The following is a 13,858-nucleotide window of genomic DNA, read 5'->3' as shown; positions in this document are numbered from 1 at the left end:
GCGCGTCTCGCGCGCCGGCAGGCCGACGCGCGTCTCGCGCGCCGGCAGGCCGACGCGCGTCTCGCGCGCGGGCAGCCCTACGCGCTGATGACGCTGATGACGCCGACGAACTGCGTCAGCCGGCCGTTCACTTTTGCCAGGCGCGAACGTGACCCTGGACGGCGACCTGTGGTATTCCGGAGGTCTGGGAGGCTGCGTGACACCCGCTGCGGGGACCACCGTTGCCGATCGCTTTCGCCTGGTGCGTCCGCTGAGGCAAGGCGGGATGGGTTCGGTGTGGCTCGCCCAGCACATCGGCCTCGACATCCCGTGCGCGATCAAGTTCATGCACGCGCAGGGCGTCTCGAAGGAGGTGCGGCACCGCTTCGAGCGAGAGGCGAAGGTCGCGGCGCAGATCCGTAGCCCGCACGTCGTGCAGATCCTCGACCACGGTGTGTGGAAGGGTACGCCTTACATCGCGATGGAGTACCTCGAGGGGGAGGACCTCGACCATCGCATCCAGCGCGTCGGGCGGCTCGACCCGCACGACACGATGGCGATCACCGCGCAGGTGGCGCGCGCCCTCACGAAGGCGCACGCGGCGGGCCTGGTCCACCGCGACCTCAAGCCGGCCAACATCTTCCTCGTCCGGGACGACGACCGGGAGATCGCCAAGGTCCTCGACTTCGGCATCGCCAAGGACAGCACGCCGAAGGTCACCTCCAACACGAAGACCGGCTCGCTGCTCGGGACGCCCGCGTACATGAGCCCTGAGCAGGCGCAGGGGACCAAGAGCATCGATCACCGCTCGGACCTCTGGTCGCTCGCCGTCGTCGTGTTCGAGTGCCTGACCGGCAAGCTCCCGTTCGACAGCCAGGCCTTCGGCGATCTGCTCCTCAAGATCATGGTCAAGCCGCTGCCCGTGCCGTCGCAGCTCGCCCCGGTGCCGCCCGGCTTCGACGGCTGGTGGGCCCGCGCCGCGTCGCGCGAGCCGGAGGCCCGCTTCCAGAGCGCGAAGGAGTTCTGCGACGCGCTCGCGCTCGCCCTCGACATCGCGAGCGACAGCATCGAGCCGAGGACGAGCCTCACCGGCATGTTCCGCGCGCCCGGCGACCGCGTCTCCGTGGAGCTCGGGTTCACCCCGCGGTCGCAGGAGGGCGCGACGCTCCTCGACACGGGGCCGGACAGCGCGGTGCCGTCGCTCGGCGACGCGGCCACGCTGGTCGCTTCGTCGGACGCCGGGGGCGAGCGGCTCTCGCCGAGCCCCGGCCGCACGGTGGCCTCGCCCGGCGACGCGGCGGGCGCGTCGGCGCTGTCGGGCGCGTTGGGTCGACAGATGCGATCGCATACTGCCAGCGCCCTCGTCTCGGTCGTGTCTCCTCCGACCAGGCGACCCTTCGTCGGGCGCGCGGTTGCTGCGGCGGCTGCCGCGGCCGTCCTCGTCGCCGCCGGGGTCTTCCTCCTGCGCGGCACCGGGTCTGGCGTCCCGGCTCAGCCGCTCGCGCAGCCGGAGGCCACGGCGTCGGCGTCCGACGCGCCGCGGGCGCCCGAGCCCGTTGTGTCGGCCGCCGCGCCGGCGAGCGAGCCCGCGCCGTCGGCTTCCGCGGGGCCCTCGGCCGCGCCGGCGTCGTCGCCAGCGGCCTCGGCCGTGACGGCCCCGGGCGGCCCTCGCGCGCCGTCGGCGCAGCCCGCGCATCAGGTGAGGCCGCGTTCCACCGCGCCATCGGGTACCGTGCGCCGCAAGCCGAAGCCGACCGACTTCGGCATCTGACGTTCACCCGCAGCACCTCGCTCGGATCTCGCTCGTATGGCTCGTCGACTCGGAATCGCTTCCTTGCTGCTCGCGCTGACGTGCGCGCCCGCCGCCCTCGCCCAGGTCTCCGACGCCGATCGCGCCACCGCGCGCTCGCTCGCCGTGGAGGGGCAAGAGGCCCTCGACCGGAAGGATTTCTCCGCCGCGCTCGACCGGTTCGGGCGCGCCGACGCCATCATCCACGCGCCGACGCTGCTGCTCGGCGTCGCCCGCGCCCAGGTGGGCATGGGCCGGTGGATCGCGGCCCAGGAGTCCTACAACCGCATCCTCCGCGAGGGGGCGCCGGAGCGCTCGCCAGAGCCGTTCTTCGAGGCGATCGCGGCCGCTCAGCGGGAGCTCGACGCGCTCGCGCCGCGGATCCCGCAGGTGCTGATCTCGGTGCGCGGGACGGACATCGCCGACGTCACGATCGACGGCGAGCCCGTGCCGCGCGCCGCGCTCGGCGTCAGGCGCCCGGTCGATCCGGGCGAGCACACCTTCCGCGCGTCGGCCGCGGGGTTCGCTCCGGTCGAGGTGAAGCTCACCCTCGCGGAGCGCGCCAGCGAGACCGTCGCGCTGGTGCTCAAGCCGATCGCGCCGCCGCCCTCGAGCGCGTCGCCTGCGCCGCCAGCGCCGGCGCCCGACAGGAGCCCTGTCGCTCCGAGCGGCAGCAGCCGCACGGTGCTGGGGATCGCCGCGCTGGGGCTCGGAGGCGTCGGCCTCGCGGCCGGCGCCGTGGGCGGGGTGCTCGCGATGGGCAAGCACAGCGACCTCTCGGAGCGCTGCCCGGGCGGCCGGTGCGACGCCTCGCTGCAGGGCGACGTCGACCGCTACCACGCGATGGGCACCCTCTCGACGATCGGGTTCGTTGTCGGCGCGGTGGGCGTCGGCGCGGGGGCGTTCCTCATCCTCACCGCGCCGAGGTCACCGCAGCGCGCCGGGATCTCGATCACGCCCGTGATCGGGCTCGGCTCCGCGGGAGCAAAGGGGAGTTTCTGATGCGCCAGGCGTTCGGAGTCGTCTTGATGCTGAGCGTTGCCCTGACCAGCGCTGCATGCACCACCGTGCTCGGGGACTTCACGGTGGGCGAGGCCGGCGCGGGCTCGTCGGGCGGGGCCTCCGGGTGCCAGCCCGGCACGGCCGACTGCGACGGCGACGGGATGGGCTGCGAGGTGGACCTGACCAGCGACGCACAGCACTGCGGCGCGTGCGGCGCGGTGTGCGTGGACGGCGGTACCTGCGACGCGAGGGTCTGCAGCGGGCCCACCGAGATTGCGCGGGGGTATCCGATGCCGCCGCGGTCGCCGAACGCGCAGTTCCTCGCCATCTACGAGGACGAGGTCTACTGGACGGCCGGCGAGGGCGAGGGCGGCAGCGTGCAGAAGGTGTCGATCCTCGGCGGGCCGGTCACGCCGCTCGCCGTCGAGCAGAACGCGCCGTACGGGATCGCCGTCAACAAGTACGGCGTCTTCTGGGCCAACCTCAACGACACGAACATCATGCGGGTGGATCGCGACGGCGCAGCGCCGCCGAGGTTGGTCTTCGACGCGGACAACGACCCCCTTGGCGTGGCGGCGGACGAGAAAGATGTGTTCTGGGCGCAGCGCGCCGGCGGCATCGGCATTTCAGGTGACGGGAGCTCCATTGGCCGGATCACGATGCCCGACGGTCGGCCGGACGACGAGTTCCACGAGGACAACGGCGCGTCGCCGCACCTCATCGCGCTCGACGAGCAGTTCGTGTACTGGGTCGATCGGAGCGAACGCGGCACGGTGAACAAGACGTCGCGGGACACCGGCGGCTCGGACCGGCTGGCGGACGATCAACGCTTTCCGTACGCGATCGCCGTCGACCGGGACTTCGTCTACTGGACCAACAGCCCGCGCACGGCAGCGAGCAACGAGCAGGCCGCCGTGATGAGGGCGTCGAAGACCGGCCCGCGGAACCCGATGCGCCTGTGGACGCCCGCCGAGGACGATGAGGTGAGGAACCCGTCCCCCGACTGCATCGCCGTGGACGACAACGACACCTACGTCTACTGGACCGATCAGGGGTCGAGCCGCGTCCTGCGCAAGCGCAAGGACGGCACCGAGCGGCAAGAGGTGCTCTACGAAGGCGGGACGCCGCGCGGGATCGCGCTGCACGGCGAGTACGTGTACTGGGTCGACGAGAAGAACGACGGCGCGGTGCGCAAGCTGCGCCGCTGACCGGCGGCGCCCCCGGCGCTCCCGCGCAGCGTGGTCGAGCGCGCGCTCAGCCCGCGGCGGCGTCGCGCAGCCGATCGACGTCGACGCCGAGCCGGCCCGAGGCGTCGTCGGCGGCCGAGACGACCCGCGCCCCCTGGATGATGTCGCGCGCGATGAGCTGCGTGGAGAGGATCGCGCAGAACGCCATGTCGTCGGTGTTGCTCATCGATTTGCCGCCGGTCCTGCGGCACTTCGCGATGAGCCCCGCGACGGGCTGCGCCTGCCAGATGCCCGCGTCCTTGATGGCGTCCGGCGACAGGCAAGCCTCCACGTAGTCCGGCGTCCCGCTCCCGAAGAACGGCTGCACCACGGGGGCGCGGTACGGCTGCTTCTTGCGCTCGAGCACCCCCGGCGGCAGGAGATCGCCCATCGCGCGCTTCAGCACGTGCTTCTCGTCGAGGGTGCGCAGCTTGAGCGCGTCTGGCAGCGCGTCCGCCACGTCCATCACGTTGGGATCGAGGAACGGGAAGCGGCCCTCGACCGAGTTCGCCATCATCATGCGCTCGCCCTGCGAGGAGAGCAGGTAGCCGGAGAGCAGCGTCGTGATCTCCAGGTACTGCGCGCGCGCGAGCGGCGTCCAGCGCATGAAGTCGCCGGGCAGCTGCTCCCTCAGGCGATCGGCGGCCGCTGTCTCGCCGACGCCCTCGCGCATCGCGGGGTCGAGCATCAGCTTGATGCGGCTGGTCGCGTCCCACCGCGGGCGGTGGGAGTAGAACGGATCGTCGGTGTTCGCGAGGTTCCGCCCGAAGAAGGCCTTCGCCATCTCGACCTGCGCGACAGGCGACCGCTGAAGGTAGGGGTAGAGCCGGAGGAGGAGCTGGGGCCGGAGCTTGCTTTCCGGGTGGCGGGCCCAGAAGCGGCGGACCCGGTCCTCGCGGAAGATGTCGTAGCCGGCGAAGAACTCGTCGGCGCCCTCGCCGGTCAGCACCACGCGGTAGCCGCTCTGCCGCACGAGGCGCGCCAGGATGAAGAGCGGCGCCGGGGCGGTGCGCAGGAGCGGGGCCTCGGCGTGATAGACGACATCCGGGAAGACGCCGGCGATGTCGGCGTCGGCGCACTGGATCGAGGCGTGGGACGTGCCGAGGTGCGCGACGGCGGCGCGCTGGTACTGCGCCTCATCGAACTCGCGGTCGGCGAACTCGACCGAGAACGTGCGCAGCGGGACGTCGCGGTTCGAGGCGATCAGCGCCGCGACGATCGTGGAGTCGAGCCCGCCGCTCAGGTAGCTGCCGACGGGGACGTCGGCGCGCAGGCGGATCGTCGAGCCGCCGCGGACCGCCTCGCGCACGCTGGAGACGAGCGGCGCCTCGTCGCCGGCCGGCGCGCGCTCGACCGGGAACTCGGGGCGGAAGCGCACCGAGACGCGCGGCGCCACGTCGCGATCGAGGTCGAGCGTCGCCACCGCGCCCGGCGGGATCTGCTGGATGGCCTCGTACGGCGTCAGCGGGGCGACCGGCGCCCAGAAGGTCAGGGCCTCGTCGAGGCCGTCGCGGGAGATCGCGCGCGGGATCGTCGGGTCCTGGAAGAGCGACTTCACCTCGCTGGCGAACCGGAGGACGCCGCGGTGGACCGTCCAGAAGAGCGGGTTGATGCCGACGCGGTCGCGCGAGAAGAACGCGCGCCTCCGCTTGACGTCCCAGAGGACGAACGCCCACTGGCCGTTCAGCCGGTCGACCATGGCCTCGCCGTACTCGGCGTAGGCGTGGATCAGCGCCTCGGTGTCGCTCTTCGTCCGGAAGTGGTGGCCCTTCGCCGTGAGCTCCTCGCGGAGCTCGATGTAGTTGAAGATCTCGCCGTTGAAGCAGACCCAGAGCGTCTCCTCGGCGTTGGCCATCGGCTGCCAGCCGCCGTCGAGGTCGATGATCGACAGGCGGGCATGGGCGAGCGCGACGTGGCGATCGCGGTAGATGCCGAAGCCGTCAGGGCCCCGGTGGCGCAGCGCCCGCGCCATCCGGAGGGCGAGCTCGCGATCGGGGTTCGGCGCGTCGGTGCGTAGGTTGATCAGGCCGGCGATACCGCACATATCAGATGAGCTCGCTCTTCTTGACTTTGCCGCTCGCCGTCTTGGGGAGCGCATCCATGAACTCGACGAACTTGGGCACGGCGACCTCGTCGAGCTCGGACCGCACCTTCTTGCGGACGTCGTCGGCGGTCACCGCGGCGTCGGGGGCCTTCACGATGGCGGCCTTCACCGCGACGCCGAGCACCTGATCCGGCACGCCGACGACCGCCGCCTCGACGACGCCGGGCACCTTGCAGATCACGGACTCGACCTCGAGGGGGCTCACCTTCTCGCCGCGGGTCTTGATGATGTCGTCCTTGCGCGCGACGAAGTAGAGGTACCGATCCTCATCCATCTTGAAGAGGTCCCCGGTGTGGAGCACCACCTCGCCGGGGAGGGGCCCGGGCCGGAGCGCGCGCGCGGTGGCGTCGGGGTTCTTCCAGTAGCCGCGCATCACGTTCGGCCCGCGCACGACGAGCTCGCCCACCTCGCCCGGCTCGGCCCGCGTGCCGTCCTCTCGCTCGATCCAGAGCTCCTCGTTCGGCATCGCGATGCCCACGGAGGACGGCCGCTCGAACGCCAGGGAGGGCGGCAGGTAGCAGACGCGCGTGCACTCGGTCTGGCCGTACATCGCGAAGAAGGCGACGTTGGGCAGGAGCTCGCGCAGGCGCAGGAGCTGCGGCGCCGGGAGCCCGTAGGCGGCGTTCGTCATGTACCGGAGGGCCGAGAGATCGGCCTTCGCGAAGTTCTTGAGCGAGAGCATCGAGGCGAAGATCGTCGGCACGCCGGCGAAGCCGGTGGCGCGCTCGTCGGCCAGCTTCTGGACGATGGGCCAGGGCATGGAGAAGCCCTTCTCGAGCACGACGGTCCCGCCGAACGTGTGCGTCACGAGCAGCTGGAAGAGCCCGTAGGTGTGCGACAGGGGCAGCACGCAGAGGATCACGTCGTCCGCCGTGTGCTCGAGGTACGCGCCGATCGCCGCGGTGCTGTTGCGGAGGTTCTGGTGGGTCAGCATGACCCCCTTCGACTCGCCCGTGCTGCCGCTCGTCCAGCAGAGCGTCGCCAGATCCAGCTCGATCGCGCGGCGCTCGGGGGCCTCTCCGGGCGCGCTGGCCAGCGACTCGTGGAAGTCGCGCCCGTCGGGCGGGGCGCCCGTCGCGGCCGGGGGCGCGGCGCCGCTCAGGAACGTCGCCGCCGGCCTCGCGCCGGGCGGGAGCTCGGCCACGGCGGCGAGGCCGTCGCGCATGCCGCGCGCCGCCACGAGCACGCGGGGCTCGGCGAGCTCCATGACCTGGCCGAGGCGCCGCGCTCGCATCGCGGTGCCGAGCAGCGACGGCACGCCGTCGGCCCGGAGCGTGCCGTAGTAGGCGACGACCGCGTCGACGCCGTTGTCGAGCGCGATCATCACGCGGTCGCCGCGGTGCACGCCCGCCTCGCGGAAGAGCGCGGCGCAGCGGTCGGCGAGCGCGTCGAGCTCGCGGTACGTGAGCCGCCGCCCTTCCGAGACCAGCGCGACGTGGTCGGGGCGCGAAGCGGCGAACGATCGCAGCCCCGAGTCGATGAGGAAGCGATCCGAGCGCGGATCGCGACGAGCGGTGTGCTGCGTGCTCATGCGCCCCCCGGTGTCCGGGCTAGTTGCTGCTCTTCTTGCCGTTGACGTAGGTCACGAGCCGGGCGATCGAGCCGAAATTCTCCGGCACCATCTCCTCGTCGGCGACCTGGATGCCAAGGTCCTGCTCGAGGAACTGGACGATCTCGAGGACGGCCGTCGAATCCAGGATTCCCTGATCGAGCAAAGGGACCTCGGCCCCGAGATCGGCGGTGGCGCCCCTGTATCCGAACGAGGTGACCAGGAAGTTGCGAATCGTCGATTCGATGCTGGAAGTGCTCATGGAGTTAATTCCTACGTCTATCACCCCCCAGGCTTTCCTGTCGAGGGTGCTCGGCGGAGCGATCTGCGCTGTTGTTCTGCGGCGTTCTGCGGCGTTCCGCGGCGTTCCGCGCGCGGAACGCCGCAGAGCGCCGTCCGTCGTGTCGCTCGCGCCGCTCGCGTCACGCACGACGCGCGGGCGGCGCGCCGTGGAGGGGAAGTCCGCGACTCGCGATCTTCCCCTCCGCGCGGTCTTCACCGCTCGGCGCGAGCTCCTTCCGAGTCCGTCGTGGTCGTGATGCGCTCTCGCGGAAGCGCTTCCTTCCCATCGCGTCATCATCGCCGCTTCGCCGATGGCGCGAGGACGTAAAGGAAGCTGCGCTGTTTCCGCTCGGTTTCGCACGGGGAGAGGCAGCGTCGACGGCTGTCGCTACCGCTGCCGTCGACGGCGGCTCCCCGCGCGGCGCCTCAGGCGTGGCCCTGGTCGCGGACGAGCAGCGGCTGGGCGTGGAGGTACTGCGCCACCCGGCGCTTTGCCTCGATGTCCTTGAACACGCGCTCGACCTGCGCCGGCGTGATGCCGACGGCGGACGCCGCCTCCGCGGCCGGGACCTTGTTGTTGTAGGCGTAGAGGCAGAGGTCCATCTTGTCGTAGGGGAGCGCGAAGTAGAACTCGTCCTGCCCCTGCGGCAGCGAGAACGTGTCGGTCGTCGGCGCGCGCCCGCGGATGTCGGCGGGGACGCCGATGTACTCGGCGAGCGCGTAGACCTGGCTCTTGTACAGGTGCGCGATCGGCTTGAAGTCCGCGGCGCCGTCGCCCTGCTTCACGAAGAAGCCCTGATCGTACTCGAGCAGGTTCGGCGTGCCGGCGACGGCGTAGTTGAGCCTGTCCGCGTGGTAGTACTCCATCATCTTGCGGATGCGCTGCTTGAAGTTCGTCGCGGCGACGAGCTGCAGGTAGGCGTTCAGGGGCATCCGCTTCACGCGCGGCTCCTCGCCGGGCGGCTGCGCGGTCAGCTGCGAGACGTTGAGCCTGTCGCTCTCGAGGATCGAGGGCAGCGTGATCTTGAACTTCCAGCTCTCGTTGTAGTCCGGGTAGACCATCCGGATCGCCTCGTCCTGCCGCTCGTAGCAGCGGAGGCCGGTCAACGCGGGCTTGATGTTCTCGATGACCGCCTCGATGCCGAGCCCCTCGGCGAGCAGCTTGCCGAGCCGGAGCGCGTCGTCCGAGGTGTCGCGCTCGGGCATGAACAGGCCGAGCACCTTGTCCTTGCCGAGCGCGCGGACGCACAGCGTCGAGACAACGGAGCTGTCGATCCCGCCCGAGATCCCGACCACGGCCCCGCGCCGCCGCAGCGCGCCGAACACCTGATCCCGGATGGCCTGCTCGATCTCTTGCGCTACTGCCGGGGCATCGATCCTGAGGACGTCTCGCGAAAACATGGTTGGCATCCACCCTTTCAAGAAGATGGACCAGCCTATTAAAACCGAGCGCGTCAGGGAACCCCGTTCGCTGCGAGCCGTCGCGGACCGGGCGCGACGTCTGGCGATGTGCGGCGTGAAGCCCCGAGGAAACAAGCTGTTACGCGGAAGCTGCGCCTCGCTTGGTCAGCGGCGGAGGCAGCGGCGGAGGCCCGCGCGGGCCGTCCTCCACCCCGCGCGAGTGGGTCGTCTAGCCTAGCCGCGCGCGGCGGCGCCAGCGCGGCCGCGTCAGGGCGCGGGGCGCGGCTCGCCGGTGGCGGAGAACTCGTTGGCCTCCGCGGCGAGCACCCAGAGCACGGCCATCCGGACCGCGACGCCGGCCTCGACCTGGTCGAGGATCACGCTCTGCTTGCCGTCCGCGATGCGCGGATCGATCTCCACCCCGCGGTTCATCGGCCCCGGGTGCATCACGATCGCGTCCGGCTTGGCGAGCGCGAGCCGGGCCGGGTTGAGCCCGAAGGTGCGGCTGTACTCGCGCGTGCTGGGGAGGAAGCTGCCGCTCAGCCGCTCGCGCTGGACCCGCAGCATCATCACCACGTCGGCCCCCTCGAGGGCGGGCTCGATCCGGTCGTAGAGGGTCGCGCCGAGCGACTCGCCCGCGACCGGCAGGAGCGTGCGCGGGCCGGCGAAGCGCACCCGCGCGCCCATCGTCGTGAGCAGGTGCGCGTTCGACCGCGCCACGCGGCTGTGGACGATGTCGCCGCAGATCGCGACCTCCAGCCCCTCCAGCCGGCCCTTGGCGCGCCGGATCGTGAACGCGTCGAGCAGCGCCTGCGTCGGGTGCTCGTGCGTGCCGTCCCCCGCGTTGACCACCGCGGCGCGCGTGCGCGCGGCGACGTGGTGCGGCGCGCCCGACGCGCTGTGCCGGATCACGAGGACGTCCGGCTGCATCGCCTGGAGGTTCTGCACCGTGTCGAGGAGCGACTCCCCCTTCACGGCGCTCGACGTGGAGACGCTGATGTTGATGACGTCGGCGCTGAGCCGCTTGCCGGCGAGCTCGAACGACGTCCGCGTGCGCGTCGAGGGCTCGTAGAACAGGTTCACGACCGTCTTGCCGCGGAGCGTGGGCACCTTGCGCACGCTCCGCCGCGAGACGTCGAAGAGCGACTCGGCCGCGTCCAGGAGCGCCACGATCTCGGGTCGAGAGAGCCCCTCGATGCCGAGCAGGTGTCGGTGCGGGTAGATCCTCCTCATGCGCTGCCTTACGTCCCTTCCGGGGGAGAGGGTGGCTCCGAGATCTTCGCGCCGGCGGGGGTGACGAGAGCCCAGAGCTCTCCCGCGCGCTCCACGACGTCGACGCGCTGCCCAGGGGCGAGCTCGACCGCGCGGACGACGTAATCAGGGTGGATCGGCAGCTCCCTGCCGCCGCGATCGACCAGCGCGACAAGCTCGATCCGCTGCGGTCGCCCGTAATCGAGCACCGCGTCGAACGCCGCGCGGATGGTGCGGCCGGTGTATATCACGTCGTCGATCAGCACGATGCGCCGACCGTCGACGGGGAACGAGATGTGGCTGGGGCCGATGCGCGGGTTCGGCAGGGCGGTCGCGGCGTCGTCGCGGTACAGCGTGATGTCGACGGCGCCGACCGGCGGCGCGTGCCCCTCGATCTCGAGGAGCAGCGCCGCGAGCCGCCGGGCCAGCGGCTCGCCGCCCCGCCGGATCCCGATGAGCGCCAGATCGTCCACGCCGCGGCCGCGCTCGGCGATCTGGAGAGCGACGCGCCGCAGGCCGCGCCCGATGGCGGCCGGGTCGAGCAGAGCTTCCATGGCGCGGCGAGGGCTAGCACGGCGGGCGCCCTGCGCCCAAGGGCCGCGTGCGTCGCCCGCCGGATCACCCGTCTGCCGGCGGGAGAGCGCCGCGCTTCCGCTCGCCGCGCGCCGCGGCGGAGGGAGCGCGGCCGGCGCCGCGGCGGCCGCGCGGCGGCGCCGGCGCGCTCAGTCGGGCTGGTGGAGGACGCGCTGGGTGCGCTCGAGGAAATAGAACCGCTCGAGGCCCGCGCGCTGGAACGTGAGCGCGCCGAAGCCGTTCACGGCGATCGCGGCCGCGCCGAGGGCGTAGAACGGCACGCCGAAGCGGCGGCTCCCGACGGCGATCATGGCGAAGAGGAACGGGGCGAAGTCGTTGGAGAAGCGGTAGCCGAACTGGATCCAGCCGCTGTTCTGGTAGAAGAGGCTCGGCAGCGCGACAGCGGCCGCCGTGGCGGCGAGCGCCCAGAACACGGGCGGCGTGCGGCGGGGCCACAGCGCCCACGCGTAGATCGGCGTCGTCACCCAGAGCGCGAGCCCGTGGGCGTTGATCTGGAAAGGCGCGCCCTGCACGTGGGTGTACGGCAAGCTCGTGAGCACCACCGCGAGGTTGCGCGGCAGGTAGTGGTACGAGAAGAGCCCCCACTTCTCGATCCGCGCGCGCCAGGCGATGTGGAGGTAGCGGTGCCCGAACTCGGCCGCGTCGCCGAACCGCGCGTGGTTGTGCCAGAGGAGCGCCGACAGCACGAGCGCGGCAGGCGCGGCGAACAGCGCGAGCCGGCGCAGCAGGGAGCGCGCGTCCGGGCGGCCCGCGCGGAGCGCCTCGTAGAGGAACAGCGGCGCGGCGAAGCCGAGCGGCGTGCGCGTCGCGAAGCCGAGGCCGAGGGCCAGGCCCGCCGCGATCGGGTGGGCGGCGTCGAGCGCGCAGTAGAGATAGATGCACGCGAGCGCGACGCCGACGACGTGCGCGGCGAACCACACCGTCCCTTGCACCGCGCTGAACCAGTAGACGCTCCCGAGCGCGAAGAGCAGCGCGAGCGCGACGTTCTCGGCCTCCGTGCGGCGGCTGCGCCGCGATGCCGAGAGCTTCTCCAGGGCGAGGAAGAGGACGGCCGGGCCGACGCCGGCGAACGCGAGGAAGAACTGCCCATCGCGCACGCGCTCGGCGCTGCCGGCGAGCTTCACGAGCGGCGCGATGAGGACCGCGGGGAAGGGGGGGAAGCTGACGTAGTAGCGATCGCCGAGCACGGCGAAGTCGTTGCCGCCGGCGTACGCAGGCGGCGGCCCGCCGAGATCGAGGCGGCCGTGGAGCCACGCCTCGGCGAGCAGCGCGTAGTGGTTGTAGGGCGTGTGGGCGGAGAAGATCTCGCGGGAGGAGCTGAGCGCGTAGACGAGCGTCACGAGCGCGTAGAGGGCGAGCGCGATCCTCGCGCGCCGGCTCGCTCGCGGTGCTTCTCCCGACGACTCCTGCCGCCGTTCGGCGGCGCCCGCGGCCGGGGCCCCGGGCGTGGCGCTGCGGTCCATGCACCGGCGACGCTACCACGCAGCCCCGAGCCGACGTCGCCCCGGAGCGCGGCGACCCGGCCCCGAGGCCCAGCCGCTCCGGCCGCGAGCGGCCGAGCAGCGGAGTCCGCCGTCCCCAGCGCCGCGCGCCAGCGACGACCAATGACGCGCGCCGAGGAGAAAAGCGGTCGCCGCCGTCGTCGCTCGGTCTTGCGAGCCAACGCACCCCGCGCTAAACGGTCCGCTTTCACTGGCCCGGAACCCATGTCCCAGTTTGCCGTCTCTGCCAATGACATCGACATCTCCGGCATCTCGCTGGACGTGTCGGTCCCGACCGACTGGCTGAACGCAGAGCTCGCTGACGCCGACGTCACCGGGCGCGCGCCAGGCCATCTCTCCGCCCGCCTCTCGCGGACGGGGAACGAGATCGTCGTGCGCGGCCGCGTCAAGGCGCCTGTCGCCACGCCGTGCGCGCGGTGCCTCTCGCCCGCGCCGCTGGACGTCGACGCCGAGCTCTCGCTCTTCCTGCGCCCGGCCCCCAAGGCCGAGACCCACGGCCCGGGGCACCGGCACCGGCGCGACGACGGGGGGCGAAACGGGGCGGTGAAGGACGGGGGGCGCAACGGGGCGGTGAAGACAGAGCCCAAGGTCAAGGAGGCCGAGTACGAGTTCACGGCCGAGGAGGCCGACGTCGACACGTACGACGGCGAGACGGTGGTGCTCGATCCCTTCATCCGGGAGGCCATTCTCCTCGAGATGCCGAACTTCCCCTTGTGCTCGGAAGCTTGCCCGGGTATCGGTCCTGCCGCGTCCCGAGAGGACCGCGAAGGCGGCTCCTCGACCCTCGTCAGCGGGGCGGTGGAGGAGGACGAGGCCGCTCCCGGCCTCGACCCGCGGCTCGCGCCGCTCAGCGCGCTCCGAGAGAAGCTCGGACAGAAGCCCAGCGCCTCTGACAAGCGCGAGCAACCTGCCTCAGCCTCCCCGGCCAACGCCGGGACATCGAAGAAGAAGACCAAGAAGGAGTAGCTCCGTGGCCGTCCCCAAGAGGAAAACCACCCCCAGCAAGCGCGACATGCGGCGCGCCAACCACGACAAGGTGACCCCCGTCCAGCTCGTCTCCTGCGAGAACTGCGGGGAAGCCCGGCTCCCGCACCGCGCCTGTGGCGCCTGCGGGCACTACAACGGGCGCAAGGCGAAGGCGACCAAGGCGACCGCGGCCACATGACCGGGACGGGTGCG

At 71.9% G+C, this 13,858-nt stretch carries 12 protein-coding genes; 5 read left to right on the top strand and 7 right to left on the bottom strand.

What is annotated here, in order from left to right; translation table 11 throughout:
* Positions 1–148: 148 nt before the first annotated feature.
* From WME89_RS23965 to WME89_RS23955, 3 genes are read left to right on the top strand one after another with little or no spacing between them, the layout of a single operon-like run.
* On the top strand, positions 149–1,750 hold the full coding sequence (locus WME89_RS23965) for a serine/threonine-protein kinase (RefSeq protein ID WP_438011415.1): 1,602 nt from the start codon (positions 149–151) through the stop codon (positions 1,748–1,750).
* Between the two features lie 36 nt (positions 1,751–1,786).
* Complete coding sequence (locus WME89_RS23960; RefSeq protein ID WP_438011414.1) at positions 1,787–2,770, top strand: hypothetical protein; 984 nt, start codon at positions 1,787–1,789, stop codon at positions 2,768–2,770.
* A gap of 26 nt (positions 2,771–2,796) precedes the next feature.
* Positions 2,797–3,978 carry a lipoprotein receptor gene (locus tag WME89_RS23955; RefSeq protein WP_438011413.1) on the top strand — a complete coding sequence of 394 codons (1,182 nt, stop codon included), beginning with the start codon at positions 2,797–2,799 and terminating at the stop codon, positions 3,976–3,978.
* A gap of 46 nt (positions 3,979–4,024) precedes the next feature.
* Here the strand turns inward: WME89_RS23955 and asnB are convergent, their stop codons facing one another.
* The 7 genes from asnB to WME89_RS23920 form a co-directional block, all read right to left on the bottom strand.
* On the bottom strand, positions 4,025–6,040 hold the full coding sequence (asnB, locus tag WME89_RS23950; RefSeq protein ID WP_438011412.1) for an asparagine synthase (glutamine-hydrolyzing): 2,016 nt from the start codon (positions 6,038–6,040) through the stop codon (positions 4,025–4,027).
* Between the two features lies 1 nt (position 6,041).
* Positions 6,042–7,631 carry a class I adenylate-forming enzyme family protein gene (locus WME89_RS23945; RefSeq protein WP_438011411.1) on the bottom strand — a complete coding sequence of 530 codons (1,590 nt, stop codon included), beginning with the start codon at positions 7,629–7,631 and terminating at the stop codon, positions 6,042–6,044.
* Between the two features lie 19 nt (positions 7,632–7,650).
* A complete protein-coding gene (locus WME89_RS23940) occupies positions 7,651–7,911 on the bottom strand; it encodes an acyl carrier protein (RefSeq protein WP_020736522.1) in 261 nt (86 codons plus the stop codon).
* A 446-nt stretch (positions 7,912–8,357) separates the two neighbouring features.
* Positions 8,358–9,332 carry an NAD(+) synthase gene (nadE, locus tag WME89_RS23935; protein ID WP_437627550.1) on the bottom strand — a complete coding sequence of 325 codons (975 nt, stop codon included), beginning with the start codon at positions 9,330–9,332 and terminating at the stop codon, positions 8,358–8,360.
* Positions 9,333–9,599: 267 nt separating this feature from the next.
* Positions 9,600–10,565 (bottom strand): aspartate carbamoyltransferase catalytic subunit, encoded by a 966-nt coding sequence (locus WME89_RS23930; protein ID WP_437517153.1) that lies wholly within the window; start codon positions 10,563–10,565, stop codon positions 9,600–9,602.
* A gap of 8 nt (positions 10,566–10,573) precedes the next feature.
* The gene (gene pyrR / locus WME89_RS23925; RefSeq protein ID WP_437627548.1) at positions 10,574–11,137 is read right to left on the bottom strand and encodes a bifunctional pyr operon transcriptional regulator/uracil phosphoribosyltransferase PyrR; all 564 of its coding nucleotides are present in this window, start codon (positions 11,135–11,137) and stop codon (positions 10,574–10,576) included.
* A 168-nt stretch (positions 11,138–11,305) separates the two neighbouring features.
* Positions 11,306–12,640 (bottom strand): hypothetical protein, encoded by a 1,335-nt coding sequence (locus WME89_RS23920; protein WP_438011410.1) that lies wholly within the window; start codon positions 12,638–12,640, stop codon positions 11,306–11,308.
* 243 nt (positions 12,641–12,883) lie between these two features.
* Here WME89_RS23920 and WME89_RS23915 point away from each other — a divergent pair, with 243 nt between their 5' ends.
* Together WME89_RS23915 and rpmF are read left to right on the top strand one after the other, a co-directional pair.
* The gene (locus tag WME89_RS23915; protein WP_438011409.1) at positions 12,884–13,645 is read left to right on the top strand and encodes a YceD family protein; all 762 of its coding nucleotides are present in this window, start codon (positions 12,884–12,886) and stop codon (positions 13,643–13,645) included.
* Positions 13,646–13,649: 4 nt separating this feature from the next.
* A complete protein-coding gene (rpmF, locus tag WME89_RS23910) occupies positions 13,650–13,844 on the top strand; it encodes a 50S ribosomal protein L32 (protein WP_020736516.1) in 195 nt (64 codons plus the stop codon).
* Positions 13,845–13,858: the final 14 nt, after the last annotated feature.

The sequence above is a fragment of the Sorangium sp. So ce321 genome (genome assembly GCF_051530195.1).
Taxonomy (GTDB): Bacteria; Myxococcota_A; Polyangia; order Polyangiales; family Polyangiaceae; genus Sorangium.
This window is presented reverse-complemented; position numbering and strand designations above follow the sequence as displayed.